This is a genomic window from Sorangium sp. So ce176 (assembly GCF_051519835.1).
GTDB lineage: Bacteria > Myxococcota_A > Polyangia > Polyangiales > Polyangiaceae > Sorangium > Sorangium cellulosum_G.
In genome coordinates this window covers 2898150-2924014 of sequence record NZ_CP150371.1, presented here as the reverse complement: position 1 = coordinate 2924014, position 25865 = coordinate 2898150, and the positions used below count along the sequence as shown (strand labels likewise).

The 25865-nt window shown below is 73.1% G+C and carries 11 protein-coding genes; 10 read left to right on the top strand and 1 reads right to left on the bottom strand.

Annotated features, from left to right (window positions below; genetic code table 11):
• Positions 1-23: 23 nt before the first annotated feature.
• The 6 genes from WMF42_RS11235 to WMF42_RS11210 all read left to right on the top strand — a co-directional run bounded on the left by WMF42_RS11235 (position 24) and on the right by WMF42_RS11210 (position 19017).
• A complete protein-coding gene (locus WMF42_RS11235) occupies positions 24-12485 on the top strand; it encodes an amino acid adenylation domain-containing protein (protein ID WP_437691896.1) in 12462 nt (4153 codons plus the stop codon).
• Between the two features lie 140 nt (positions 12486-12625).
• Positions 12626-13216: a cysteine hydrolase family protein gene (locus WMF42_RS11230; protein ID WP_061608290.1), complete on the top strand. Its 591-nt coding sequence runs from the start codon at positions 12626-12628 to the stop codon at positions 13214-13216.
• A gap of 93 nt (positions 13217-13309) precedes the next feature.
• Positions 13310-14338 (top strand): hydrogenase expression/formation protein HypE, encoded by a 1029-nt coding sequence (hypE, locus tag WMF42_RS11225; RefSeq protein WP_061608291.1) that lies wholly within the window; start codon positions 13310-13312, stop codon positions 14336-14338.
• Positions 14310-16688, top strand: a complete 2379-nt coding sequence (hypF, locus tag WMF42_RS11220; RefSeq protein WP_437694258.1) for a carbamoyltransferase HypF — start codon at positions 14310-14312, stop codon at positions 16686-16688. Before hypE ends, hypF begins: the two co-directional genes overlap by 29 nt.
• A complete protein-coding gene (locus tag WMF42_RS11215; RefSeq protein ID WP_437691895.1) occupies positions 16685-18328 on the top strand; it encodes a cyclic peptide export ABC transporter in 1644 nt (547 codons plus the stop codon). Before hypF ends, WMF42_RS11215 begins: the two co-directional genes overlap by 4 nt.
• A 50-nt stretch (positions 18329-18378) precedes the next feature.
• Positions 18379-19017 (top strand): glutathione S-transferase family protein, encoded by a 639-nt coding sequence (locus tag WMF42_RS11210; RefSeq protein WP_437691894.1) that lies wholly within the window; start codon positions 18379-18381, stop codon positions 19015-19017.
• Positions 19018-19116: 99 nt separating this feature from the next.
• On the opposite strand, the gene glgX is transcribed toward WMF42_RS11210, so the two are convergent.
• On the bottom strand, positions 19117-21459 hold the full coding sequence (gene glgX, locus WMF42_RS11205) for a glycogen debranching protein GlgX (protein ID WP_437691893.1): 2343 nt from the start codon (positions 21457-21459) through the stop codon (positions 19117-19119).
• Between the two features lie 330 nt (positions 21460-21789).
• Here glgX and WMF42_RS11200 point away from each other — a divergent pair, with 330 nt between their 5' ends.
• From WMF42_RS11200 to WMF42_RS11185, 4 genes are all read left to right on the top strand, one after another.
• Entirely contained in the window at positions 21790-23436 is a 1647-nt protein-coding gene (locus WMF42_RS11200; protein ID WP_437691892.1) for a 4-alpha-glucanotransferase, read from the top strand.
• Between the two features lie 125 nt (positions 23437-23561).
• Positions 23562-23882: an ArsR/SmtB family transcription factor gene (locus WMF42_RS11195; RefSeq protein ID WP_061608300.1), complete on the top strand. Its 321-nt coding sequence runs from the start codon at positions 23562-23564 to the stop codon at positions 23880-23882.
• Entirely contained in the window at positions 23875-24306 is a 432-nt protein-coding gene (locus WMF42_RS11190; RefSeq protein ID WP_437691891.1) for an SRPBCC family protein, read from the top strand. The genes WMF42_RS11195 and WMF42_RS11190 overlap by 8 nt, the downstream gene beginning before the upstream one ends.
• A gap of 216 nt (positions 24307-24522) precedes the next feature.
• Positions 24523-25833, top strand: coding sequence for an ammonium transporter (locus tag WMF42_RS11185; RefSeq protein WP_061608298.1), 1311 nt, complete (start codon positions 24523-24525; stop codon positions 25831-25833).
• Positions 25834-25865 lie beyond the last annotated feature (32 nt).

Genomic DNA, 25865 nt, shown 5'->3' with positions numbered 1-25865 from the left:
CGAAAGAGCGCTGGAGCTTTTCGATGAACGGTGACGTGTTGCGTGATCTGGGTCGCTGCGCGACCCTGGTGGATCTCCTCCGCTCGCGCGCGGAGGCCCAGGGCGACGCCCTCGCCTTCCGGTTCCTGACGACAGGGGACGTGGACGGCGGCGCCGAGGAGTGGACGTACCGTGAGCTCCACGTGCGCGCGACGGCCATCGCCGCGTCGCTGCAGGCGGCGGGGGGCGCCGGGGAGCGCGCGCTGCTGCTGTACGCGCCGGGGCTCGACTTCATCGCGGCGTTCATGGGCTGCGTCTACGCCGGCGTCGTCGCTGTCCCGACCTACCCGCCGAACCCCGTTCAGATGGATCGCACCCTGCCGCGGCTCCGCGCGATCGCGCGCGACGCGGGCGCCAGGTTCGTCCTGTCGACAGCGCAGATCGCCTTCATGGCCGAGGCGCTCGGGCAGCAGGCGCCGGAGCTCGCCGAGCTCCGCTGGATCGCCACGGACGCGATCGAGCCCGGCGCGGCCTCGGCGTGGCGCGCGCCGGCGATCTCGGGGGAGACGCTCGCGTTCCTCCAGTACACGTCGGGCTCCACCGGGCACCCCAAGGGGGTGATGGTGAGCCACGCGAACGTGATGGCCAACGAGCGCGCCATCCTCGCCGGCTTCGAGCACGACGCGGGCTCGTCGGGCGTCGGGTGGCTGCCGCTCTTCCACGACATGGGGCTGATCGGCAAGGTGCTGCAGCCGATCTTCGTCGGCTTTCCGTGCACGCTGATGTCGCCGCTCGCGTTCCTGGAGCGGCCGATGCGGTGGCTCGAGGCGATCTCGCGCTTCCGGGCCACGACGAGCGGCGGGCCGAACTTCGCGTACGACCTCTGCGCGCGCAAGGCGACCCGCGAGCAGCTGGCGGCGCTCGACCTCCGCTGCTGGACGGTGGCGTTCAACGGCGCGGAGCCCGTCCGCGCCGAGACCCTGGACCGGTTCGCGGCGACGTTCGCGCCCTGCGGCTTCCGCCGGGAGGCGTTCTACCCGTGCTACGGGCTCGCGGAGGCGACGCTGCTCGTCTCCGGCGGCCTCCGCGCCGCGCCGCCCACCTGCGTGAGCGTCGACGCGGGCGCGCTCGCGCGGGGGGTGTCGCTGGAGGTGGACCCGGCCGCCGCAGGGGCGCGGCGGCTCGTGTCGTCGGGGGCGCCGCGATCGCGCGTCGCCGTCGTGTCGCCGGAGGGCGGCGAGCGCCGCGCGGACGGCGAGATCGGCGAGATCTGGGTCGCCGGCCCGAGCGTCGCGGGCGGGTACTGGGGGCGCGCCGAGGAGACGGCGCGCACGTTCGGCGCGCGCCTCGAGGGCGACGACGCCGGGCCGTACCTGAGGACTGGGGACCTCGGCTTCCTGTCGGGAGGGGAGCTGTTCGTCACCGGGCGCATCAAGGACCTCATCGTCATCCGCGGGCGAAACCTGTACCCCGACGACATCGAGCGGACGGTGGAGGCGGCGCACCCGCGCGTTCGCCCCGGCTGCTCCGCGGCGTTCTCGATCGAGGCCGGCGGGGAGGAGCGGCTCGCCGTCGCGGCCGAGCTCGACACGCGGGGCGGGGGCGACCCGCCGCCGGACGTCGTGGAGGCGCTGCGGTCGGCGATCGCCCGGGAGCACGACGTGCAGCCGCACGCGGTGGTGCTGCTCCGCCCGCGCACCATCCCGAAGACGTCGAGTGGAAAAATCCAGCGGCACGCGTGCGCGCAGGGGTTCCGGGACGGGACGCTCGAGACGCTCGCCGTGTCGGTCGCGCCGGAGGCGCCGGCGGGGGCGGAGCGGGCGCGCGCCGCGGCCGATCCGGCGCGGATGATGCGCCTCGCGCTGCGCGCGGTGCCCGCGCCGGAGCGCGCGGGCCTGCTCGTCGAGGTGGCGCGCGAGGAGCTCGCCCGGCTCGCGCGGGTGGACGTCGGGAGCGTGGCCCCGACATCGAAGCTCATGGCGCTGGGGCTCGACTCGCTCGCGAGCGTCGAGCTGCAGGCGCGCTTCGAGGAGCTGCTCGGCGTCGCTGTGCCGGCGCAGCTCGTCTGGCAGGCGACGACGGTCGAGGAGCTCGCGGCGGCGCTCGCGGCGGCGCTCGACGCGCCGGCGCCCGGCCCGGCCCCCGCGCCCACGGCGGCGGCGGCGGGGGAGCCGCTCGAGCTCTCGTCCCACCAGCTCCGCCTGTGGTTCTTCTGCCGGTTCGCGCCGGAGAGCCCGCTCTACCACGTTGTGTTCGGCGCCCGGATCGTCGGGGCGCTCGACGAGGCGAAGCTCGAGGAGAGCCTCGCGGCCGTCGTCCGCCGGCACCCGGCGCTGCGCACGGTGTTCCGCGAGATCGCCGGGGAGCCCCGGCAGATCGTGCTGCCCGAGGTGGCGGTGCCCCTCGCCCGCGCGCGCGTCGAGGGCGCGGGGGCCGAGGAGCGCGAGGAGCGCCTGCGCGGGCTCGCCGCCGCGTGGGGGCAGCGGCCGTTCGCGCTCGAGGAGGGGCCGCTCCTCCGGGTGTGCCTCGTGTCGCTCGGCGAGCGCCACCACGTCCTCCTGTTCGCGCAGCACCACCTCGTGACCGACGGCCGGTCCATCGAGGTGCTCGTGCGCGATCTCGCGGCGGCCTACGCCGCGCGCGCGGCCGGCCAGGCCGACGCGCGGCCGGCGCCGCCCCTCGGGTACGCCGACTACGCGCGCGCGCAGCGGGCCGCGCTCGCGCAGATGGACGCGGAGCGCGCCTACTGGAAGGCGAAGCTCGAGGGGCTGCCGCGGCTCGACCTCGGCGCCGAGCGCCGGCGCGCGGCGGCGTCGCCGTTCGCCGGCGGGACGGTCCGCTTCTCGCTGCCCGCGCCGCACGTCGAGGCGGCGCTCGCCGCCGCGCGCGCGGAGAACGCGACGCTCTTCGTCGCCCTGGCCTCGATCTACGCGGCGCTGCTGCGCCGCACCACGGGGCAGGAGGACCTCGGCATCGCCGTCGTCGTCGCCAACCGGAGCCGCCCCGAGCACCAGGAGATCGTCGGCTTCTTCGCGAACACGGTCGTCCTGCGCGTCGATCTCGGCGGGAGCCCGAGCTACCGCGAGCTCGTTCGCCGCGTGCGCCGGACCATGGCCGAGGCGATGGAGCACGCCGAGCTGCCGTTCGACGAGATCGCGCGCGCCGCCGGCTTCCGGCGCGAGGGGGACCGGGACGCGCTGGTCCAGGCGAGCTTCGTGCTGGAGAACGTGCAGGAGAGCCCCTCGAAGCCGCCCGCGGGCGTCGCGGGGGCGCTGTGGCGGCCCGTGCTCTGGGCCCCCGACGGGGCCGTGGAGGGCACAGCGAAGTTCGATCTCGGGCTCAGCGTGGCGCGCCTCCACGGCGATCTCGTCGCCGCGCTCGAGTACCGCGAGGACCGCCTCGCGCGCGACGAGATCGAGCGCATGGCGGGTCACCTGGGCGTGCTCCTGCGGGCCGCCGCCGAGGCGCCGGACCGCCCGATCGACGAGCTCCCGCTGCTCACACCGGACGAGGAGCGCTCCCTGATCGCGGGCTGCAACGACACGGCGGCGCCCCTCCCCGACGCCTGCTTCCACGACCTCTTCCGGGAGCAGGCCGCCCGGACGCCTGCGCAGATCGCCGTCGCGTGCGGCGAGCAGCGGCTCTCGTACGCGGAGCTCGACCGCCTCTCCGACAAGGCGGCGCAGGCGCTCTGCGCGCGCGGCGTCGGCCCGGATCGCCTTGTCGGCCTGCTGACGCGGCGCGATCTCGACTTCGCGGTGCTCGCGCTCGGCGCCCTCAAGGCGGGCGGCGCGTACGTGCCGCTCGACCCCGGGCACCCGGCGCACCGCAACGCCGACATCCTCGCGCGCGCGGGCGCCCCGCTCCTCCTCGTGGGCGACGCGATCCCGGGCGCGCTGCGGGGCGAGATCGCCGCCGCGGGCCCGGCCGCGCCGGAGGCTCTCTCGGCGGGCGAGCTGCTCGCCGCCGGCGCGGCGGCGCCCGGCGCCGCGCCTGGCCGCGCGCGGCCGGAGCACCTCGCGTACGTCATCTTCACGTCCGGATCGACCGGCGCGCCCAAGGGCGCGATGGTCGAGCACCGGGGGATGCTCAACCACCTCTTCGCGAAGGTGCGCTCCCTCGGGCTCGGGCCGTCGGACGTCGTCGCGCAGACAGCCCCGATCAGCTTCGACATCTCGGTGTGGCAGCTCCTCTCCGCCCTGCTCGCGGGCGGGGCGTGCCGGCTCGTGCCGGACGAGATCGCGACAGATCCCGTGCGGCTGCTCGACGCGGTGGGGGACCTCGGCATCACCGTCCTCGAGGTCGTCCCGTCGCTGCTGCGCGGCGCGCTCGACGAGCTGGAGTCGCGCCCGTCGTGGCGGCCGCGCCTCGACGGCCTGCGGTGGCTCATGCTCACCGGCGAGGCGCTCGCGCCGGATCTCGCGCGCCGGTGGCTCGCGCTCTACCCGCAGATCCCGCTGATGAACGCGTACGGCCCGACGGAGTGCTCGGACGACGTCGCCCAGCACGTCATCGACGAGCCCCCGCCGGAGGACGCGGCGTACGTGCCGATCGGGCGCCCGATCCAGAACACGCAGCTCTACGTGCTCGATCGACGGCGCCAGCCCGTGCCGATCGGCGTCGCCGGCGAGCTGTACGTGGGAGGCGACGGCGTCGGCCGGGGGTACCTCCACGACCCGGAGCGCACCGAGGCGGCGTTCCTGCCGGATCCGTTCTCCCGCGCGGCGGGGGCGCGCCTGTACCGGACGGGCGATCTTGTGCGGCGCCTGCCCGGCGGCGAGCTCGTGTTCCTCGGTCGGATCGACCACCAGATCAAGCTCCGCGGCTTCCGCATCGAGCTCGGCGAGATCGAGTCGGTCCTCGCGCGGTGCGCGGGGATCCGCGACGTCGTCGTCGTCGCGCGCGAGGACGCCCCGGGGGATCCGCGGCTCGTCGCGTACGTCGTCCCCGAGGCGCCCGCCTTCGATCCGGGCGCGCTCAAGGAGCAGCTCGCGTCGCGCCTGCCGGGCTACATGGTCCCGGCCGCGATCGTCCCGCTCGAGGCCCTCCCGCTGAGCGCGAACGGCAAGGTGGACCGCAAGGCGCTGCCCGCGCCCGCGTGGACCGCCGCCGGGGAGCTCGCGGCGCCGACAGCGCCGCGCACCGGCACGGAGCAGGCGATCAGCGAGGTGTGGCGCGCCGTCCTCGGGGTCGAGCGCGTCGGCGTGCACGACGACTTCTTCGCGATCGGCGGGCACTCGCTCTCGGCGACGCGCGCGGCGGCCCGCCTTCGCGACGTGCTCGGCATCGACGTCGCGGTCCGGTCGCTCTTCGAGGCGCCGACCATCGCCCGGCTCGCCGCGCAGCTCGAGCGGGCGACCCGGGGGGGCGCGCGCCCGGCGCCGCGGCCGCTCTCGCCGGCGCCGCGCGGCGCGGAGGCGCCGCTGTCCTTCGCGCAGCAGCGGCTCTGGTTCCTCGACCAGCTCGAGCCGGAGAGCGCCACGTACAACGTGCCCGCGGCGCTCCGCCTGCGCGGCGCGCTCGACGTGGAGGCGCTCGCGGCCGCGTTCGCAGAGGTGGTCCGGCGGCACGAGGTCCTGCGCGCCACGCTCCACGCCGTCGACGGCCGCCCTGTCCAGCGCTTCCAGGCCGCGCCGGACGCGTGGCCCCTCCCCCTCGTCGACCTCGCGGCGCTCCCCGCGCCCGAGCGCGAGGCCGCCCTTCAGCGCCTGGCGTCCGAGGAGGCCGCGAGGCCGTTCGATCTGGAGAAGGGGCCGCTCCTGCGCGCGTCGCTGTTCAGGCTCGCGCCCGGCGAGCACGCGCTCGCCGTCACGCTCCACCACATCGCCTCGGACGGGTGGTCGCTCGGCGTGCTCGCGGGCGAGCTCACGGCGGCGTACGCGGCGTTCGCGCGGCGGGAGGCGCCGCGGCTCGCCCCGCTGCCCGTCCAGTATGCCGACTACGCCGCCTGGCAGCGGCAGGAGCTCACCCAGGACGTGCTCCAGGCCGAGCGGGAGGTGTGGCGGCGCCGGCTCGACGGCGCGCCGCCGCTCGAGCTCCCCACGGACCGCCCCCGCCCCGCGACGCCGTCGCGCCGCGGGCGCACGCACCGGTTCGAGCTGCCGCCCGACCTCGCCGCCGCGCTCCGGCGCCGCAGCCAGGAGCTCGGGGCCACGCTGTTCATGACGCTCCTCGCCGCCTTCGAGGCGCTGCTCCACCGCTACAGCGGCCAGGAGGATTTCTGCGTCGGCACGCCGGTGGCCGGCCGCGGGCGGACCGAGATCGAGCCGCTCATCGGGCTGTTCGTGAACACGCTCGTCCTTCGCGCGCGGCTCGACGGCGAGCCGACGTTCGCGGAGCTCGTCGGCCGCGTGAAGGCCGACGCGCTCGAGGCGTACGCCCACCAGGACCTGCCCTTCGAGGTCGTCGTCGACGCGCTCGCCGTGGAGCGGGACCTCAGCCGGAACCCGCTCTTCCAGGTGATGTTCGCGCTCCAGAACGTGCCCCCGCCCGCGCTCGCGCTGCCGGGCGTCGAGGTGTCGCCCGTCGCGCTGGAGACCGAGCAGGCGCGGTTCGATCTGACGCTCTTCCTCACCGAGTCCGGCGAGGCGATCGAGGGCGCCATCGAGTTCGATCTCGACCTGTTCGACCCCGGGACGGTCGCGCGGCTCGCGGGTCACTACGAGACGATCCTCCGCGCCGCCGCCGCGGATCCGCGGGGCCGCGTCGCCGAGCTCCCGCTGCTCACGCCGCCCGAGCGGCGCGAGGTGCTGATCTCGTGGAACGAGACGAGCACCCCGCCGCCGCCCGCCGCGTGCCTGCACGAGCTGCTCGACGCGCAGGCCGAGCGGTCGCCCGAGGCGGTGGCCGTGGCGTCCGACGACGGCGAGCTCACCTACAGCGAGCTCCGCCGCCGCGCCGACGCGCTCGCCCTGCGGCTGCGCGCGCTCGGCGTGCGGCAGGAGACGCGCGTGGGCCTGTGCGTGCGGCGGACGCTCGACATGGTCGTGGCCATCTGGGCCATCTTCAAGGCCGGCGGCGTCCACGTGCCGCTCGACCCGGGCTACCCCGCCCAGCGGCTGGCGCTCCTCCTCGAGGACGCTGCCGCGCACCTGCTCATCACCGAGCGCGCGCTCTCGACGCTCGTGCCGGCCGGGTCGGCCGAGGTCCTCCTGCTCGACGAGATCGCCGCCGGCGCGGCGCAGGACGAGCCGCGCGCCGCGCTGGAGGCGGGCCGGCCGGACCAGGCGGCGTACCTCATCTACACCTCCGGCTCGACCGGCCGGCCCAAGGCCGTTGTGATCGAGCACCGCCAGGCCGTCGCGCTGGCGTGGTGGGCGCGGCGGGCGTTCTCGGACGAGGAGCTCGCCGGCGTCCTCGCGTCGACGTCCACGTGCTTCGATCTCTCGGTCTTCGAGCTGATCGTGCCGCTCTGCTGGGGCGGCAAGGTCGTCCTCGCGGAGAACGCGCTCGCGCTGCCCGCGCTCCGGCGCGCCCGCGAGGTCACGCTCCTCAACACGGTCCCTTCCGCCGCGGCGGCGCTCCTCGCCGTCTCCGGCATCCCCGCGTCCGTGCGGACCGTGTGCCTCGCCGGCGAGCCGCTCCGCGCCTCGCTCGCGCGCGACGTGCTCGCGCTGCCGCACGTCGCGCGGCTCCTGAACCTCTACGGCCCCAGCGAGACAACGACGTACTCGACCGAGGCGACAGTGACAGCCGCGGCGCGCCCGACGATCGGCAGGGCCATCGATCACACGCAGGTCTACGTGCTCGACGCGCGGCGCCAGCCGGTGCCCGTCGGCGTGGCCGGCGAGATCTACATCGCCGGCGCGGGCGTCGCGCGCGGCTACCTGGGGCGCGACGAGCTCACGGCCGAGCGGTTCGTCCCCTGCCCGCTCGACGAGGCCAGGGGCGCGCGGATGTACCGCACCGGCGACCGCGCGCGCTGGCTCTCGACAGGCGAGCTCGAGTACCTCGGCCGGCTGGATCACCAGGTGAAGATCCGCGGCTTCCGCGTCGAGCCGGCGGAGACCGAGGCCGCGCTCGCCGCGCACCCCGACGTCCGCGAGGCGCTCGTGCTCGCGCGGGACGACGGCCCCGCCGGCCCCTGGCTCGTCGCCTACCTCCTCGTCCGGCGGCCGCTGGACGCGCAGGCGCTGCGGGCGTTCATCGCCGAGCGGCTGCCCGAGCCGTTCGTCCCGTCCGCCTTCGTCGAGCTCGACGCCTGGCCGCTCAACGCCAACGGCAAGGTCGACCGCAAGGCGCTCCCGGCGCCGCGCCGCTCGGCCGTCGCCGGCGAGGGCCGGCGCGCGCCGTCGACCCCGACCGAGCAGGCCCTCGCGGGCGTGTGGGGCGAGGTCCTGGGCCGCGGCGGGATCGGGGCGACAGACGACTTCTTCGCGCTCGGAGGGCATTCCCTCCTCGCCGTCCAGGTCGTCGCGCGCGCGCGGCGGCTGTTCGGCGTCGAGCTGCCCCTGCGCGCCGCCTTCGACGCGCCGACTGTCGCGGCCCTCGCCGAGCGCGTCGATCGCGCGCGGCGGGACGGCGGCCGCGGCGCCCTCCAGCCGCTCTGCCCGGCGCCCCGCGGCGCGGAGGCGCCGCTCTCCCACGCCCAGCAGCGCCTCTGGTTCATCGAGGAGCTCCAGCCCGGCACGGCGGTCTACAACATGCCGATCGGCCTCCTGCTCCGCGGCCCGCTCGACAGCGCCGCGCTGGCGCGGAGCCTCGATGAGCTCGTCGCGCGCCACGAGGCGCTGCGCACCCGGTTCGAGCTGCGCGGCGGCCAGCCGGTGCAGGTCGTGATGCCCGAGGCGCGCCTCGATCTGCGGCTCGTCGACCTCTCCGGCGTCCCCGAGCGCGAGCGGGAGCAGGCCGCGCGGCGCGCCGCCGAGGACGAGGCGCGCCGGCCGTTCGACCTCGCCTCCGGCCCGCCGATCCGCGCGGCGCTGCTCCGCCTCTCCGACGAGGCGCACGTGCTCCTCGTCACGGCGCACCACATCGCCTGCGACGGCGGCTCGATCCCCGTGCTGTTCCGCGACCTGTCCGCGCTCTACGAGGCGGCGCGCGCGGGCCGCGCGCCGGATCTGCCGCCCCTCCCGGTGCAGTACGCCGACGTCGCGATCTGGCAGCGCGCGCAGGCCGACGCCTGGCGAGGGCAGCTCGACTACTGGAAGCGCGCGCTGTTCGACCTCGAGCCGCTGGAGCTCCCCACCGACAGGCCGCGCGGCAGCGCCCTCTCGCACCGCGGCGACACGGTCCCGGTGAGCCTGCCCGCGCCGCTCGTCGAGGCGCTCCGCGCGCTCGGCCGGCGCGAGGGGGCGACGATGTTCATGCTGCTCCTCGCCGGCTTCGTCGCCCTGCTGCACCGGTACACGGGCCGCGCCGGCGTCGCCGTCGGCTCGCCGACCGGCGGCCGCACGCAGGTCGAGATGGAGCCGCTCGTCGGCTTCTTCGTCAACATGCTCGTCCTGCGCGTCCGCGTCGACGACAACCCCACCTTCCTCGAGCTCGTGCGGCGCGTCCGGCAGGTCACGCTCGAGGCCCAGGAGCACCAGGACGTCCCGTTCGAGCAGGTGGTGGACGCCTTGCAGGTCAAGCGCGACCTCGGACGCACGCCGCTCTTCCAGGCGGCCTTCGCGTTCCAGGGCGCCCCGGAGCGGCCGCGGGCGCTCGGGGAGCTCGACGCGTCGCCGTTCGCCGTCGACACAGCGACAGCGAAGTTCGACCTCCTGCTCGCGCTGGAGGAGGGCGACCAGGCCGTCTCCGGCGGGATCGAGTTCAGCGCCGACCTGTTCGATCGCGCCACGATCGAGCGCTGGCGAGGCCACCTCGAGGCCCTGCTCGAGGCGAGCGCCGCGCGGCCGGAGCTGCGGGTCGGCGACCTGCCGCTGCTCGGGCGCGAGGAGCGCGACCTCGTGCTGCGCGCCTTCGGCGCCGGCCCCTCGCAGCCCGCCCCCGGGGCCGCGTGCGCGCACCGCCTGTTCGAGGCGCGGGCCGCCGAGGCCCCCGAGCGGACGGCGCTCCTCTTCGAGGGCGCGCCGGTGAGCTACGGCGAGCTGAACCGGCGGGCCAACCAGCTCGCGCACCACCTCCGCGCCCGCGGCGTGCGGCGCGGCGCGCTTGTCGGCGTGTGCATGCCGCGCTCGCCGAACATGATCGTGGCGCTCCTCGCGGTGCTCAAGGCCGGCGGCGCGTACGTCCCGCTCGACCCGACCTACCCGCGCGACCGGCTCGCCTTCATGATCGAGGACGCGCGCCCCGCGCTGCTCATCGCCCAGGCCGAGCTCCTCGCGGCGCTGCCCGCGGCGCTGCCGCCCGTCGTGCGGCTCGGCGAGGGCGAGCCCGCCTTCGCGCACGAGCGGGCCGACGACCCCGACGCCGGGGCGCTCCCCGACGACCTCGCGTACGTCATCTACACCTCCGGCTCGACGGGGCGCCCGAAGGGCGTGCTCATCGAGCACCGCTCGCTCGCCGCGTTCGCCGAGGCGCAGCGCAAGCTGCTCGGCGTGGAGCCGGGGACCCGCGTCCTCCAGTTCACCCGCCTCAGCTTCGACGTCTCCGTGATGGAGATCTTCGTGCCGCTCCTCGCCGGCGCCGTCGTGTGCCTCGCGCGCGCCGAGGCGCTCATGCCCGGGCCCGGGCTCGTCGATCTCCTGCGGCAGCAGCGGATCCAGATCGCGATGCTCACCCCGTCGGCGCTCATGGCGGTCCCCTTCGACCCGCTCCCCGACCTGCGCGTGCTGTGCGTCGCCGGCGAGGTGTGCCCTGCGGAGCTGCCGCGCCGGTGGGCGAGGGGCCGGCGCTTTCTCAACGGCTACGGCCCCACCGAGGCCACGGTGCTCGCGACCTCGGCCGAGTACGCGCCCGACGTCGCGCGGCCCACGATCGGCCGCCCTCTGCCGAACACGCAGGTCTACGTGCTCGACGCCCACGGCCAGCCGGCGCCCATCGGCGTCCCGGGCGAGCTCCACATCGGCGGGATCGGCCTCGCGCGCGGGTACCTGAACCGCGACGACCTGACAGCGTCCCGCTTCGTGCGCGCCGCGTTCCCCGAGGCGCAGGGCGCGCGGCTCTACCGCACAGGCGACCTGGTGCGGTGGCTGCCGAGCGGCGAGATCGACTTTCTCGGCCGGCTCGACGAGCAGGTGAAGATCCGGGGCTTCCGCATCGAGCTCGGCGAGATCGAGGCCGTTCTCGCGTCTCACCCCGACGTGGCCGAGGCGGCGGTTGTCACCCGGGAGCACGCCCCAGGCGACGTGCGGCTCGCGGCCTTCTTCATCCCGCGCGGCGGGCGCGCCGACGCCGGCGCGCTGCGCAGGTTCCTGTCCGAGCGGCTGCCCGACTACATGGTCCCGCCGGTCCTCGCGCCGCTCGAGCGGTGGCCGCAGACGCCGAGCGGCAAGATCGATCGCCGGGCGCTCGCGGCGTCCGCGCCCGCGGGGGGCGCCGGCGGAGCGCGCGTCCTGCCGAGGACGAGGGTCGAGCTCGAGCTCTGCGCGCTGTTCGAGGAGCTCCTCGGCGCGGGCGGCGTCGGCGTGACCGACGACTTCTTCGCGCTCGGCGGGCACTCGCTCCTCGCCGTGCGGCTCATGGCCGAGATCCGCGGCCGCTTCGGCCGCGATCTCCCGCTCACGAGCCTGTTCCGCGCGCCCACGGCGGAGGGCCTCGCGGCGCTCCTGCGCGAGCAGCAGGGGGCGCCGCCGGGCCGCGCCTCCGTCGTCGTCCCGCTCCACGTCGGCGGCCCGCGCGCGCCGCTCTTCTTCGTGCATCCGATCGGCGGCAACGTCCTCTGTTACGCCGACCTCGCGCGCGCGCTCGGGCGGGATCGCCCCGTCTACGGCATCCAGGCGTTCGGCCTGGAGACCCCGCCGCGCGCGCTCGGCAGCGTCGGCGAGATGGCCGAGGCCTACTGCGACGAGCTCCGCCGCGTCCAGCCCGAGGGGCCTTACCTCCTCGGCGGCTGGTCGATGGGGGGCGCCGTGGCCTTCGAGATGGCCCGCGTCCTCGAGCGCGGCGGGCGGCGCGTCGCCGCCGTCGTCCTGCTCGACGCGTACCTCCCGCCGTTCGACGAGCCCGGCGACGAGCTCCCGCCGATCGCGCAGTTCGCCGCCGATCTCGCGGGGATCTCGGGCGCGTCGGCCGCCGCGGAGCTCGCCGGGCTGGGCGACGGCGCGCTCCATGCCGCGTGGCTGCTCGAGCGCGCGCAGGAGCTCGGCGCGCTGCCCCGCGAGACCACGCTCGGCGAGCTGGAGGCGCTGCTCGACGTGTTCCAGCGGAACGCCGCGCTGCTCGCGCGCTACGCCCCCGGCGCGGTAGAGGCCCGGGTGGAGCTCTTCCGCGCCGAGGCCTCTCCGCGCAGGGATCCCCTGCCTGCCTGGGCCCGGTGGGCCCCTGCCCTGCGGAGCCACGTCGCGCCCGGCGATCACTACACGCTGCTCCGCAGGCCTCACGTCGAGGCGCTCGCGGAGCGCGTCCGGGCGGCGCTGATCGAGGCGGACGGCGACGCCGGGAGCGCGCCGCCGCCGGGGTGATCGCCGCGAGCGCCGCCGCGCTTCGCGGCGCTTCGCGACGCTTGCGCACGCACCGCTGCGCGCCGCCGCGCGCCGCCGCCAACCAAGGTTTTTCGCACGACTCGGCTCGAATCCATCAACCGCATCGAAGAGGAATTCCCATGCCCAACATCGCCGTGCTCACCAACGACCTCCAGTACGAGTTCATCGACAAGATGCCTGGAGGTCGCGAGCTCCTCGCCAGGGTGGCGCCGCAGTTCAACATGTTCCTCGGCGCCATCCGCGCCCTGGGGCACACAATCGTCCACCTCCAGCTCATCAACGATCCGTCGGACCCCCAGATCCAGCGCCGCTTCCGCGGCAAGGAGATCCCCGCGATCAAGGGCACTCCCAACGCCGAGCTGATCAAGGACTTCGTCCATCCGTCCGACCTCGTGATGGTCAAGCACCGTGACAGCGGGTTCTACGAGACGCCGCTCGACGACAAGCTGAAGGAGCTCGGCGTCAAGACGGTGCTCGTCACGGGCATCCAGACCCAGATCTGCGTGCAGACCACCGCGGCGGACGCGTTCTTCCGCGGCTACAAGGTGTGGGTCCCCGAGGACTGCGTGTTCTCGCTCAAGGAGGAGGACAAGAAGCGCTCCCTCGAGTGGATGGCGTCGTACTGCGCCGCGATCGCGCCCGGCGCGGAGATCATCAAGCGCCTCCGCCAGAGCGACGACCTGCCGAGCCGGGAAGAGCTGCTGGCCTGACGACCCGGGACGACGAGGCCGAGGGGCCGGGCGGCCTCGTCTCCCTCACCCACCCTCACCGCAGACGCTGCGGAGCCAACCCTGGAGCTTCACATGACAAGAGAGCACGCCAACGAGAATGAAGAGGTCGTCCTCGACCACGGGACCGGCGCCCGCCTGAGCCGGGAGCTCGTCGAGCGCATCGCCGCGACGCTCGGCGACACCTACATCGGCGCGATGGAGGACAGCGCGATCCTGGAGGTGCCCGCGGGCCGGATCGCCGTCACCACGGACTCGTTCGTCGTCACGCCGCTGTTCTTCGGCAACGGCGATATCGGGAAGGTGGCTGTCTGCGGCACGGTCAACGATCTCGCGGTCAGCGGCGCGAGGCCGCTGTACCTCACCCTGGGCCTCATCATCGAGGCGGGCTTCCCGATGTCCTCGCTGATCCGCGTCCTCGAGTCGGTGCGCGACGCGGCGAGGGAGGCCGGCGTGAAGATCGTCGCCGGCGACACGAAGGTCGTCGGCAAGGGCGAGGCCGACCGGCTCTTCCTCAACACGACCGGCGTGGGCGTCTTCGAGCGCCAGCCGCTCGTGAGCCGCGCCGTGCGGCCCGGGAACAAGATCGTCGTGAGCGGGTATCTCGGCAACCACTCCATTCACCTGCTGTCGGTGCGCGAGGGCCTCGGCTTCGAGAAGCGGGTGCAGAGCGACTGCGCGCCGCTCAACGGGCTCATCGACGCTGTCCTCCGGGGCGTGCCCGGGGGCGCGGTGACCGCGATCCGCGACGTGACCCGCGGGGGCCTCTGCGCCGTCCTCCACGAGTTCGCCCGCGCTTCCGGCGCGGAGCTCTCGTTCGCGCGCGCGGCGCTGCCCGTGCTGCCGGAGGCCGTCATGGCCGCGGACATGCTCGGCATCAACCTCATCCACCTCGCCAACGAGGGGTGCCTCTGCCTGTTCGTCGAGGCCGACAAGGTGGGTGACGTTCTCGGGATCCTCCGCGCGCACCCGTACGGCCGCAACGCCGCGGTCATCGGGGAGGTCAAGAGCGCCCCGGCGCCGGCCGTCTCGATGATCGAGCCGGATGGAACTCAAACCCTCCTCGAGGAGCTCCATGGCGCCGAACTCCCCCGACTCTGCTGAGCCGCTGCCGACCGTGACCCGCCGCTTCCGGGTCTCGGGCATCGTCCAGGGCGTCGGCTTCCGGCCCTTCGTGCACCGGCTCGCGCGCGCCGTCGGGGCGCGCGGCTGGGTCCTCAACGACTCTCAGGGCGTGCTGCTCGAGCTGCAGGCCGGAGACGACGAGATCCAGACGTTCCTGCGCGCGCTGATCGACTCGCCGCCGCCGCTCGCGCGGATCACGAGCGTCCGCGAGGAGGCGCTCGCCGAGCCCGCCCCCCGCCACGACGACTTCCAGATCCGCGGCAGCGTCGACCTGCGCTACACGGACACGCTCATCCCGCCCGACTCGGACGTCTGCGCCGACTGCCTGCGGGAGCTCAGGGACCCTGCGGACCGCCGGCACCGCTATCCGTTCATCAACTGCACGCACTGCGGGCCGCGCTACTCGATCATCTGCGACATGCCGTACGACAGGTCGCAGACAACGATGCGGAGCTTCCCGATGTGCCCCGCCTGCGCGCGCGAGTACGAGGACATCGAGGATAGGCGCTACCACGCGCAGCCGAACGCGTGCCCCGCGTGCGGCCCCCGGCTCACGCTCACCGATCGGCTCGGCGCGCCCATCGACGCGGCAGATCCGGTCCGCTTCGCGATCGAGCGGCTGCGCGAGGGCGCGCTCTTCGCGGTCAAGAGCCTCGGCGGGTTCCACCTGGTGGCGGACGCCCGCAACGAGGCGGCGGTGAAGGAGCTGCGCCGGCGCAAGCGCCGCGACGCCAAGCCGTTCGCGATCATGGTGGCCGACTGCGAGGCGGCGAGCCGCCATGTCGAGCTCAGCCCCCCCGAGCGCGCGCTGCTCGAGAGCCGGCAGCGCCCGATCGTGCTCCTGCGCCGGCGGCCCGGCTCCCTGCCCGACGCGATCGCCCCCAGGAACCCGAGCTTCGGCGTCATGCTGCCGTCGACGCCGCTGCACCACCTCCTGCTCGAGGACCCGGCGCTCGACGTCCTCGTGATGACGAGCGGCAACCTCTCCGGGCACCCGATCGCGTACGACAACGACACGGCGCTCTCGCAGCTCCGCGACATCGCCGATTACTTCGTGCTGCACGACCGCGACATCCGCACCCGCGTCGACGACTCGGTCGTCCGGCTCACCGAGGCAGAGGGCCTCGACGCGCCGCTCCTCTCCTTCATCCGGCGCTCCCGGGGCTACGCGCCGTACCCGATCCACCTGGCGCAGGGCGTCGGCGCGGTCGTCGCCCTCGGCGCCGAGCTGAAGACGACCGTGGCCGTCGGCAAGGACAGCCAGGTCTTCATCAGCCAGCACATCGGCGACCTGAAGAACGACTCGACGTTCAGCGCGCACGTCGACTGCTCGTCGCACGTGCAGCGGCTCCTGTCCGTGCAGACGGACACGGTGGCGTGCGACATGCACCCCGCGTTCCGCTCGACGCGGGCGGCGAAGCACCAGGGCGGCGCGCAGGTCGCCACGGTGCAGCACCACCACGCCCACATGGCCGCCTGCATGGCGGAGAACGGGCTGAACGAGCGGGTGATCGGCGTCATCTTCGACGGCTCGGGCTACGGCCTCGACGACACGATCTGGGGCGGCGAGTTCCTGGTGGGCGACTACCGCGATTTCGTCCGCGCCGGGCACCTCCGGCCGATGGTCCTCCTCGGCGGCGACAAGGCGGTCAAGGAGCCCATCCGCGTCGCCGTCTCGCTGCTCGTGGAGACGTTCGGCGACGAGCTCGGCGGGCTCCGCGTCCCCGCGCTCGCGGACCTCGCGGACGAGCGCCGCGAGGTGTTCGTGAAGATGGCGCAGCGCAGGCTGAACGCGACGCCCACGACGAGCATGGGCCGGCTGTTCGACGGCGTCTCCTCGCTCCTCCGCGTCTGCCACGAGGTCGAGTACGAGGCGCAGGCCGCCATCGAGCTCGAGGCGCTGCTCGAGCGGGACTTCCGGACGGCCGCGCCTCTCCTCTACGGCATCGACGAGCGCGACGGCCGCGTCGTCGTCGACTACCGGCCGCTGGTCCGGGACCTCCTGCGCGCGCTCGACGAGCCGGACGCCACGCCGGCGCACCTCAGCCGCCGGTTCCACTCGACGGTGGTGGACGTGATCGCCGCTGTCTGCCTGCGCCTCGCCGCGCTGTACGACGTGCGCCGCGTCGTCATGAGCGGCGGCGTCTTCATGAACGAGTTCGTCCTGATCAACGCGCTCCGGCGCCTGAAGCAGGAGGGCCTCACGCCGTATTGCCACCGGCTTGTCCCGCCGAACGACGGCGGGATCTCGCTCGGTCAGATCCTCGTCGCGGCCGCCCGCGCCCCGTCGAACCGGGGGCAGCGCCCCGCCACCACCGAGCGTCCATGAAGCTCCTCTCCTTCGTCGCCAGCTATTCCCGGCGGATCCTCGTCCTCGCTGTGCTCGCGGGGGTTGTCTGCGGCGCCTGCAACACGGCGGCGCTCGTGCTCATCAACCGGGCGCTCCAGGGTGACCGCGGCGCGGTGATGTGGACCTTCGCCGCTGTGTGCTTGCTGCTCCCGTTCGCGCGCTACCACTCGGAGATCCTGCTCACGCGCCTCAGCCAGGGGGCGCTCTTCGATCTCCGGGTGAAGATCTGCCGGAAGATCCTCGGCGCGCCGCTCCGCCAGCTCGAGGAGATCGGCCCGCCGCGGATGCTCACGGTGCTCACGGAGGACGTCCCCGTCATCACCGCGGCGCTGCAGCTGATCCCGATCATCTGCGTCAACCTCGTCGTCGTCGTCGGCGGCCTCTCCTACATGGGGTGGCTCTCGCCCGTCATGCTGGCCTCGGTGATCGCGCTCATCGTCCTCGGCGTCGTCGGGTATCAGCTCCCGATGGGCCGGGCGACGCGCCATTTCCGCCGCGCGCGCGAGGCGACCGACGAGCTGATGAAGACCTTCCGCGGGCTCACGCGCGGCGTGAAGGAGCTGAAGCTCCACGCGAGGCGCCGCGAGGCGTTCCTCGCGACGTCGCTCGAGGGGGAGGCCGGCGCCGTCCAGGCGAGCAACGTGCGCGGCATGGTCGCGCTCACCGCCGCGAACGGCTGGGGACAGGGGGTGGTGTTCACCATCATCGGCGTGACGCTCTTCGTCCTGCCGCTCTTCCAGGTGACGAGCCCCGAGGCGCTGATCGGCTATTCGCTCATCCTCCTCTACCTGATGACCCCCATGCAGGTCCTCATCGGCGCGATCCCGGCCTTGAGCCGGGCGGGCATCGCCGTGCAGAAGGTCGAGGACCTCGGCGCGAGCCTCAAGGTCGACACGGGCGAGGCCGAGGCGACGGCCCCGCTCCCCGAGAAATGGAAGCGGCTGGAGCTCGCCGGGGTGACGCACGCGTACCGATCCGACGGGAAGGACGACACCTTCACGCTCGGCCCCATCCACCTCGGCGTGCGGCGCGGCGAGATGATCTTCATCGTGGGGGGCAACGGCAGCGGCAAGACGACCCTCGCGAAGCTGATCACCGGCCTTTACGAGCCCGAGGCCGGCGAGATCCGGCTCGACGGAGAGGCGATCACGGACGGAAACCGGCAGGCGTACCGGCAGCTCTTCTCGGTTGTGTTCTTCGACTTCCACCTGTTCGAGCGCCTGATCGGGCTCGACTCTCCCGAGCTCAACGCGCGGGCGCGGGCCTACCTCTCTCGCCTTCAGCTCGACCACAAGGTGTCTGTCGAGGGGGGCGTCCTCTCCACGACGTCGCTGTCACAGGGGCAGAGGAAGCGCCTCGCGCTGCTCACCGCGTACCTGGAAGACCGGCCGGTCCTCCTGTTCGACGAGTGGGCGGCGGACCAGGATCCCGTCTTCAAAGACGTCTTTTACCGCCAGATCCTCCCGGAGCTCAGGGCCAGCGGCAAGACGATCATCGTCATCAGCCACGATGACAGGTACTTCGGGCTGGCGGATCGCGTCCTCAAGATGGACTTCGGTCAGCTCGTCGGCGAGGCGCCGGTTACAGCGCGAATGGACGAGACACGCGCCAGCGCCTGAACTAGAACCCGGCGCGTTCGTCGCCTGACGGCGAGCCCCTGGGAGGTGTGATGGAACCGCTGGTCCTGTATGTGGGTACGAAGACGTACTCGACGTGGTCGCTCCGCGCCTGGCTCGCGCTGAGGCACACTGGCGCTCCGTTCTCCGAGGAGGTCATCGCCCTGTACCAGCCGGGGTCGCGCGAGGCGCTCCTCCGGCGCTCCCCTTCGGGGCGGGTGCCGGCGCTGCGGCACGGCGACCTCCTCCTCTGGGACTCCCTCGCGATCTGCGAGTATGTCGCCGAGCTCTTCCCCGAGGCGCGGCTCTGGCCGGACGATCGCGCGGCGCGGGCGCTCGCGCGGTCGGTGTCGAGCGAGATGCACTCCGGGTTCACCGCGCTCCGCAACGCGATGTCCATGGATCTGCGCCGTGAGATCGCCCCGATCGCGCACGACGACGCGGCCGAGGCGGACGTCGCCCGCGTGACGGCGATCTGGGCCGAATGCCGGCGAGCCCACCGCGAGAAGGGCGAGTACCTCTTCGGCCATTTCACTATCGCGGACGCGATGTTCGCGCCGGTGGTCACGCGGTTCCGCACGTACGCGGTCCCGCTCATGGGCGCCGCGGCGGAGTACGCCGAGGCGATGTGGCGCCACCCGGGCCTCGCGGAGTGGGTCGCCGCGGCGCAGGCGGAGCCGCTGCCCGGCTAGGTCCTCGCTCAGGCCCCCTGCACCGCGCCGCCGCAGGCCCCCCCGGGCGAGGCGCGCCTCGCCGGGGGGCCGGACCGCCCGGGAGAACCCGGGCGACGGCTACAGGGCCTTGCGCGACTTCGGCGCCTTGCTGCTGACCTTCTTCTTCGTGTTCGTGCCCTTCCGGTCGAGGAGCCGCAGCACCGCCACGGAGCGGTCGACGAGCAGGTAGCGCTCTCCCCCTGGCCTCGCCGGCACCGTGCGCGCCGGCTCCCCGGCGGTGCGCGTGTCGACGAGCACCTCCCAGCGCTCGCCGAGCTCGATCGCGGGCAGCACGAACTCGAGCGGCGAGTGGTTCGCGTTGATGAGGACGAGCAGCGTGTCGCCGGTGATCATCTCGCCGCGCGCGTCGGGCGTGCAGATCGCGTCGCCCCCGAGCAGGTAGCCGATCGCCCGCGCGTTCGGGTGCGTCCAGTCCTCCGGCGTCATCTCGCCGCCGTCGGGGCGGAACCACACGATGTCCTTGAGCCCGCTCCCGTGCACGTAGCCGCCCGAGAAGAACGTCCGCCTGCGCAGGACGGGCTGGCTGCGCCGGAGGGCGATGAGGCGGCACGTGAACTCGAAGAGCTGCTTGCGCCGCTCGTCGAGGTCCCAGTCGTGCCACGACATCTCGTTGTCCTGGCAGTACGCGTTGTTGTTCCCTTGCTGCGTCTTGCCGATCTCGTCGCCCGCGTTGATCATCGGCACCCCCTGCGAGAGCAGCAGCGTCGCGAGCAGGTTGCGCTTCTGCCGCTCGCGCAGCTCGACGACCGCCGGGTCGTCCGAGGGCCCCTCGACGCCGTGGTTGTAGCTGTGGTTGTTGTTCGTGCCGTCCCGGTTGCCCTCGCCGTTCGCCTCGTTGTGCTTCTCGTTGTACGAGACGAGGTCGTTCAGCGTGAACCCGTCGTGCGCCGTCACGAAGTTCACGCTGGCGTACGGCCTCCGCCCGCTCGACGCGTAGAGATCGCTCGACCCGGTGAGCCGGTAGCCGAGGTCGGCCGCGAGCAGGTCCCCCTTCCAGAAGCGGCGGACCGAGTCGCGGTACCGGTCGTTCCACTCCGTCCAGAGGACGGGGAAGTTGGCGACCTGGTAGCCGCCCTCGCCCACGTCCCACGGCTCCGCGATGAGCTTCGTCCGCGAGAGGACCGGGTCCTGGTGGATGATGTCGAAGAACGAGCTCAGGCGGTCGAAGTCGTGGTGCCCGCGCGCGAGGGCCGACGCGAGGTCGAAGCGGAAGCCGTCGACGTGCATCTCGGTCACCCAGTAGCGCAGGCTGTCCATCACGAGCTGGAGCGTCTGGTAGTGGCGCGTGTTCACCGTGTTCCCGCAGCCCGTGAAGTCCATGTAGTAGCGCGGGTTGTGCGGGACGAGCCGGTAGTAGGTCCAGTTGTCGATCCCCTTCAGCGAGAGCGTCGGGCCGAGGTGGTTCCCCTCCGCGGTGTGGTTGTAGACAACGTCGAGGATCACCTCGATGCCGGCGGCGTGGAGCGCCTTCACCATCGCCTTGAACTCGGCCACCTGCTGGCCGAGCCGCCCGCCCGACGAGTACCGGCCGGCGGGCGCGAAGTACGAGAGCGTGTTGTAGCCCCAGTAGTTGATGTGCCCGCGCTCCCAGATCTCGCGCTCGCTCGCCATCTCGTGCACGGGGAGCAGCTCGATCGCCGTGACGCCGAGCTTCTTGAAGTGGGCGATCGCCGCGTCGGAAGCGAGCCCCGCGTACGTGCCGCGCAGGTTCGCGGGGACGCCCGGGTGCCGCTGGGTGAAGCCCTTGACGTGCACCTCGTAGAGGATCGTGTCCTGCCAGCGCGTCGCCGGCGGCCTGTCGCCGTCCCACGCGAAGCGGTGGTCGACCACCACGGACTTCGGCGCGCCCCACGCGCTGTCGTGGTGGCAGATCTCGAGGTCGTCGAGCGCCGTCGGCGTCGGCGCGGCGCACTCCTTCGCGCGCGCCTCCGCGGCGCGCCGGTCGCTCGCCGTCTTGGCCGCGCGCCCGGCCTCGCCCTTCTCGCCCGCCGCGCCGTCGCCCTTCTCGGCCTTGCCGGCGACGCTCTCGGGCGGGTGCTCCCCGCGGTCGTAGCCGTAGAGCGGCGCCTTCCAGTTCGGCTCGCTCGAGAGCGCGTACGCGTACGGATCGACGAGCAGCTTCGCCGGGTTGAAGCGGTGCCCCGAGCGCGGGTCGTACGGCCCGTGCACCCGGTAGCCGTAGAGCTGGCCGGGCTTGAGCCCCGGCACGTACCCGTGGAAGACGTGGGACGTGCGCTCGGAGAGCTCGATGCGCACGCGCTCCACGACGTCGTCGACGGCCTCGAAGAGGCAGAGCTCCACCTTCGTGGCGGACTGCGAGAACAGCGCGAAGTTCACCCCTTCGCCGTCGTAGGAGGCGCCGAGGGGGGTCGGCGCGCCGGGCCATATGCGTCTGGTCATCGGAAAATCCTGTGGAGCCGCGTATTCGCGAAATTGGCGCCGCTGTCGAGAAACAAGCGCGACCGGCGCGATTTTTCGTGCGCCGGGCGCGCGTCCAGGCCTGCCCGACCGCTCGGGTGACGCCCGGCCGGCGGTCGGGCGACGCCTGCGCGCTGCCGGTCGCGCTCCGGACAGCGCGCGGGATCGCCCCGCGATGCGGGCGCGATCGCCGCGCGATCGCCGCGGGATCGCGCGCGTTTCCGCGAGGATCGCGCGCAAGGAGCATCGCGAAGCCGCGCGACCCGGGATAGACTCCGCCCCCGAACGCCTGGAGCCAAGCCAAGAAAGCACATGTCTTCCCCCTCTGCTGAAAACCAGTCCCAGAGCTCGTCCCAGAGCTCACCCTCTCCTTCCGGCGCGCGCCGCCGCATCTCCGGCGTGACGGTGCCGCTCTTCTCGCTGCGCAGCGAGCGCTCGTGGGGCATCGGCGAGATCGGCGATCTGCCCGAGTTCGCCGCGTGGATGCAGCGCGTGGGGCTGCGCCTCGTGCAGCTCCTGCCGCTCGGCGAGGTCTCGGGCCGCGAGACGTCGCCGTACATGGCCCTCTCCGCCTTCGGGATCGATCCGATGTACATCTCGCTCTCTGCCGTGCCGGAGCTCCCGCCGGAGCTGATCGGCGAGGCGCTCGGCGAGGACGTGGAGGCGCTCGAGCGCGCGAAGCGGAGCCAGCGCGTCGACTACGATCTCGTGCGCCGCGTGAAGGGTCGGGCGCTGCGCTTCGCCTTCGACAGGTTCGAGCGGGAGCACCACGCGAAGCAGACGCCGCGCGCGGCCGAGCTGGCCGCGTTCGTGGAGCGGCAGTCGGACTGGCTGCCCGACTACGCGCAGTTCCGCGCGTTCAAGGACGGCTTCCAGGGCATCGCGTGGTGGGACTGGCCCGAGGAGATCCGCCAGCGCAGGCCCGAGGCGATGGAGGGGCTGCGGCGCGAGCGCGCGCGCGACGTGCTCTATTACGAGTACGTCCAGTGGCTCGCGCACGCGCAGTGGGAGGCGGCGCGCGCGGCGCTCCGGGACAAGGGGATGGAGATCATGGGCGACCTCCCGTTCATGGTGTCGCGCGACAGCGCCGACGTGTGGGCGCACCAGGACGAGTTCCGGCACGACATGTCGGTCGGCGCGCCGCCGGACCAGTTCAACACGGAGGGGCAGAACTGGGGTCTCCCGCCGTATTTCTGGGCAAAGATGCGGGAGAACGACTTCGCGTGGCTCCGGCGGCGGTGCCGCTACACGGGGCTGCTCTGCGATCGGTTCCGGATCGATCACCTCGTGGGCTTCTACCGGACGTACATCTTCCCGGAGAACAAGGGCCAGGGGGGCGAGCGGCCGAAGGCGACGTTCGATCCGGCGGAGGAGCCGGAGCAGCGCGAGCACGGCGATCGCGTGGTGCGGGCGATGATCGAGGGCGCGGCGGAGACGGGCGCGCAGCTCATCGCCGAGGATCTCGGCGCGGTGCCGCCGTGGGTGCGGGCGTCGCTGACGGCGCTCGGCGTGCCGGGCTACAAGGTGCTGATCTGGGAGAAGGACGACGTGGTGTTCCGCGATCCGGCGGAGTACCCGGAGCTGTCGGTGGCGTGCTTCGGGACGCACGACACGGACTCGGTGGTTGTGTGGTGGGAGTCGCGGGACGAGCGGGAGCGCGCGGGGGTGCTCGATCTGCCGCAGCTCGCGCCGCGGCGGCAGGAGTTCGGCCGGGAGTTCACGAACGAGACGCACCGCGCGCTGCTGGACCTGATCCACGGGTCGAAGAGCGAGCTCGTGCTGCTCCTCGTGCAGGACGTGCTCGCGACGCGGGAGCGGGTCAACACGCCGGGGACCGTGGGGCCGGAGAACTGGTCGCTGCGGCTCGCGGCGCCGCCGGCGGAGATGGATCGGGATCCCCAGGTGCAGGGGGCGCTCGAGCGGGTGCGGGAGAGCATCAAGGCCAGCGGGCGCGGTTGAAGCGGCCTCCGGGGGGGTGAGCCGAGCTGCCCGGCCCGCCACGGGCTTGCCGACCTGTCGGGCGACCTCGCGTGGCTTGACATGCAACCGTTTGGTTGCATAATGCTCCGGTGAGCGCCGGCTCGATGGACAAGGTCTTCAAGGCGCTCGCCGATCGGAGCCGGCGGAAGCTGCTCGACCGGCTGCACGCCGAGAGCGGGCAGACGCTCGGGCAGCTCTGCGAAGGGCTGGAGATGACGCGGCAGGCGGTGAGCAAGCACCTGGCCGTGCTCGAGGAGGCGAACCTCGTCGTCGTCGTGTGGCAGGGGCGGGAGAAGCTCCACTACCTCAACCCCGCGCCGATCGGCGAGATCTACGACCGTTGGATAGGCAAGTACGACCGCGAGCGCGTGCGCGCGCTCGACGCGCTCAAGCGCGCGCTGGAGGGAGAGAGCAACGATGAGTAAGCCAGAGTTCGTCTACGTGACGTACATCGCCTCGACGCTCGAGAAGGTGTGGGAGGCGCTGACCACCGGGGAGTTCACCAGACAGTACTGGGGCGGCAGGACCATCCAGTCCGAGTGGAAGCCCGGGTCGGCCGTGAAGCACGTCAAGGAAGATGGCTCCTTCGACTGGCAAGGCGAGATCCTCGAGGCTGACCCGCCGAAGCTCCTCTCCTACACCTTCGGCAACGTCCACGGCGAGCGCCCGTCGCGCGTCACCTTCGAGCTCGCCCAGTTCGGCGCGCACGTGAAGCTCACCCTCACCCACGACCAGTTCGACGAGGGCAGCAAGGTGCTCCCGGCCATCAGCAACGGATGGCCCGCCATCCTGTCCAGCATGAAGAGCCTCCTCGAGACAGGGAAGGCCCTCTACCCGGAGTGGCGGTGACGTGGCGATGCCCCGAGCCCGCATCGACATGTAGCTTCACTGCAATCCATCGACGCCGTTGCAAGCGCCGATCCGTGACGCGCTCGGGTGGTTGGCGGGCCCACGGGCGCTGACTCGCCGCGTCGGGTGGCATGTTTCACGAGTTCGTGAAGTACATGCCGGCGAAACATTCCCGAAAACTGCCTTCTCTTACCTTCGCGGTCGAGGAGGCCACCAGTGAACGAAATCAACGCCTCGGACACCACATGGCTCCTGGTCTCGTCGGCAATGGTCCTGCTGATGACGCCAGCGCTTGCCCTGTTTTACGGGGGCATGGTCCGAACAAAGAACACGCTCAGCACTTTCATGCACAGCTTCTTCGCCATGGGTCTCGTGACCCTGGCGTGGGTGACCATCGGATACTCGATGGCGTTCGCCGAATCCAAGGGCGGGTTGATTGGCGGTCTTGATTACGCGTTCCTGAACGGCGTCGGCACCGAGCCGCGCGACGGGATGACGGTGCCTCACCTCCTGTTCATGGCGTTCCAGATGATGTTCGCCATCATCACGCCGGCGCTGATCTCCGGCGCCTACGCGGAGCGCATCAAGTTCTCTTCCTATGTCGTGTTCACGCTCCTCTGGTCGCTCGCTGTCTACAGCCCCATCTGCCACTGGGTCTGGAACCCTGGCGGGTGGCTCCTCGCGCGCGGCGCGCTCGACTTCGCGGGCGGCACCGTCGTGCACCTCGCCTCGGGCGCGAGCGCGCTCGTTATCGCGATCGTGATCGGCAAGCGCAAGGGGTACCCGGCGCGCAAGATCGTCCCGCACAACCTCACCATGACGCTGCTCGGCGCCGGCCTGCTGTGGTTCGGCTGGTTCGGCTTCAACGGCGGCTCGTCGCTCGCCGCGAACGGGCTCGCGTCGGTGGCGTTCGTGAACACGCACATCGCCGCCGCGATCGGCGCGCTCGCGTGGGCGCTCATCGAGGGCTTGCGCTACGGCAAGCCGTCGCTCCTCGGCGTGGCGTCGGGGCTCGTCGCGGGCCTTGTCGCCATCACGCCGGCCGCGGGCTTCGTGGGGCCGATGGCCTCCGTCGCGATCGGGCTCGCGGCGGGCGCGGTGTGCTACGGCGCCGTGATGCTGAAGGGCAAGCTGGGCTATGACGACAGCCTCGACGCGTTCGGCATCCACGGCGTGGGCGGCCTTCTCGGCGCGCTGCTCACCGGCGTGTTCGCCTCCAAGGTGTGGAACCCGGCCGGCCAGGACGGCCTGATCAAGGGCAACTCGGCGCTGCTCACCGAGCAGGCCATCGCGGCGGTCGTCGCGGCCGCCTACGCGTCGGTGGTCACCCTCGTGCTCGTGAAGGGCATCAACGCGGTGATGGGCTTCCGGGTCAACGACGAGACGGAAGACGAGGGCCTCGACGGCGCCCTCCACGGCGAGGAGGCCTACTCGCTCGGCGAGGGCGGCGCTCACGCCGTCGAGTCGGTGCCCCCGGCCTCGCCCGTGCCCTCTCCGTCGCCGGTCTTCGCGCGCGAAACCGCCTGACCGAACGCAACAGCAGCTCGCCCGCGGGGGCC

What these genes read in the sequence shown, in the direction of transcription:
- WMF42_RS11235 (WP_437691896.1), top strand. Translation starts at nt 24, where the DNA reads ATGAACGGTGACGTGTTGCGTGATCTGGGTCGCTGCGCGACCCTGGTG.
- WMF42_RS11230 (WP_061608290.1), top strand. Translation starts at nt 12,626, where the DNA reads ATGCCCAACATCGCCGTGCTCACCAACGACCTCCAGTACGAGTTCATC.
- hypE (WP_061608291.1), top strand. Translation starts at nt 13,310, where the DNA reads ATGACAAGAGAGCACGCCAACGAGAATGAAGAGGTCGTCCTCGACCAC.
- hypF (WP_437694258.1), top strand. Translation starts at nt 14,310, where the DNA reads ATGGCGCCGAACTCCCCCGACTCTGCTGAGCCGCTGCCGACCGTGACC.
- WMF42_RS11215 (WP_437691895.1), top strand. Translation starts at nt 16,685, where the DNA reads ATGAAGCTCCTCTCCTTCGTCGCCAGCTATTCCCGGCGGATCCTCGTC.
- WMF42_RS11210 (WP_437691894.1), top strand. Translation starts at nt 18,379, where the DNA reads ATGGAACCGCTGGTCCTGTATGTGGGTACGAAGACGTACTCGACGTGG.
- glgX (WP_437691893.1), bottom strand. Translation starts at nt 21,459, where the DNA reads ATGACCAGACGCATATGGCCCGGCGCGCCGACCCCCCTCGGCGCCTCC.
- WMF42_RS11200 (WP_437691892.1), top strand. Translation starts at nt 21,790, where the DNA reads ATGTCTTCCCCCTCTGCTGAAAACCAGTCCCAGAGCTCGTCCCAGAGC.
- WMF42_RS11195 (WP_061608300.1), top strand. Translation starts at nt 23,562, where the DNA reads ATGGACAAGGTCTTCAAGGCGCTCGCCGATCGGAGCCGGCGGAAGCTG.
- WMF42_RS11190 (WP_437691891.1), top strand. Translation starts at nt 23,875, where the DNA reads ATGAGTAAGCCAGAGTTCGTCTACGTGACGTACATCGCCTCGACGCTC.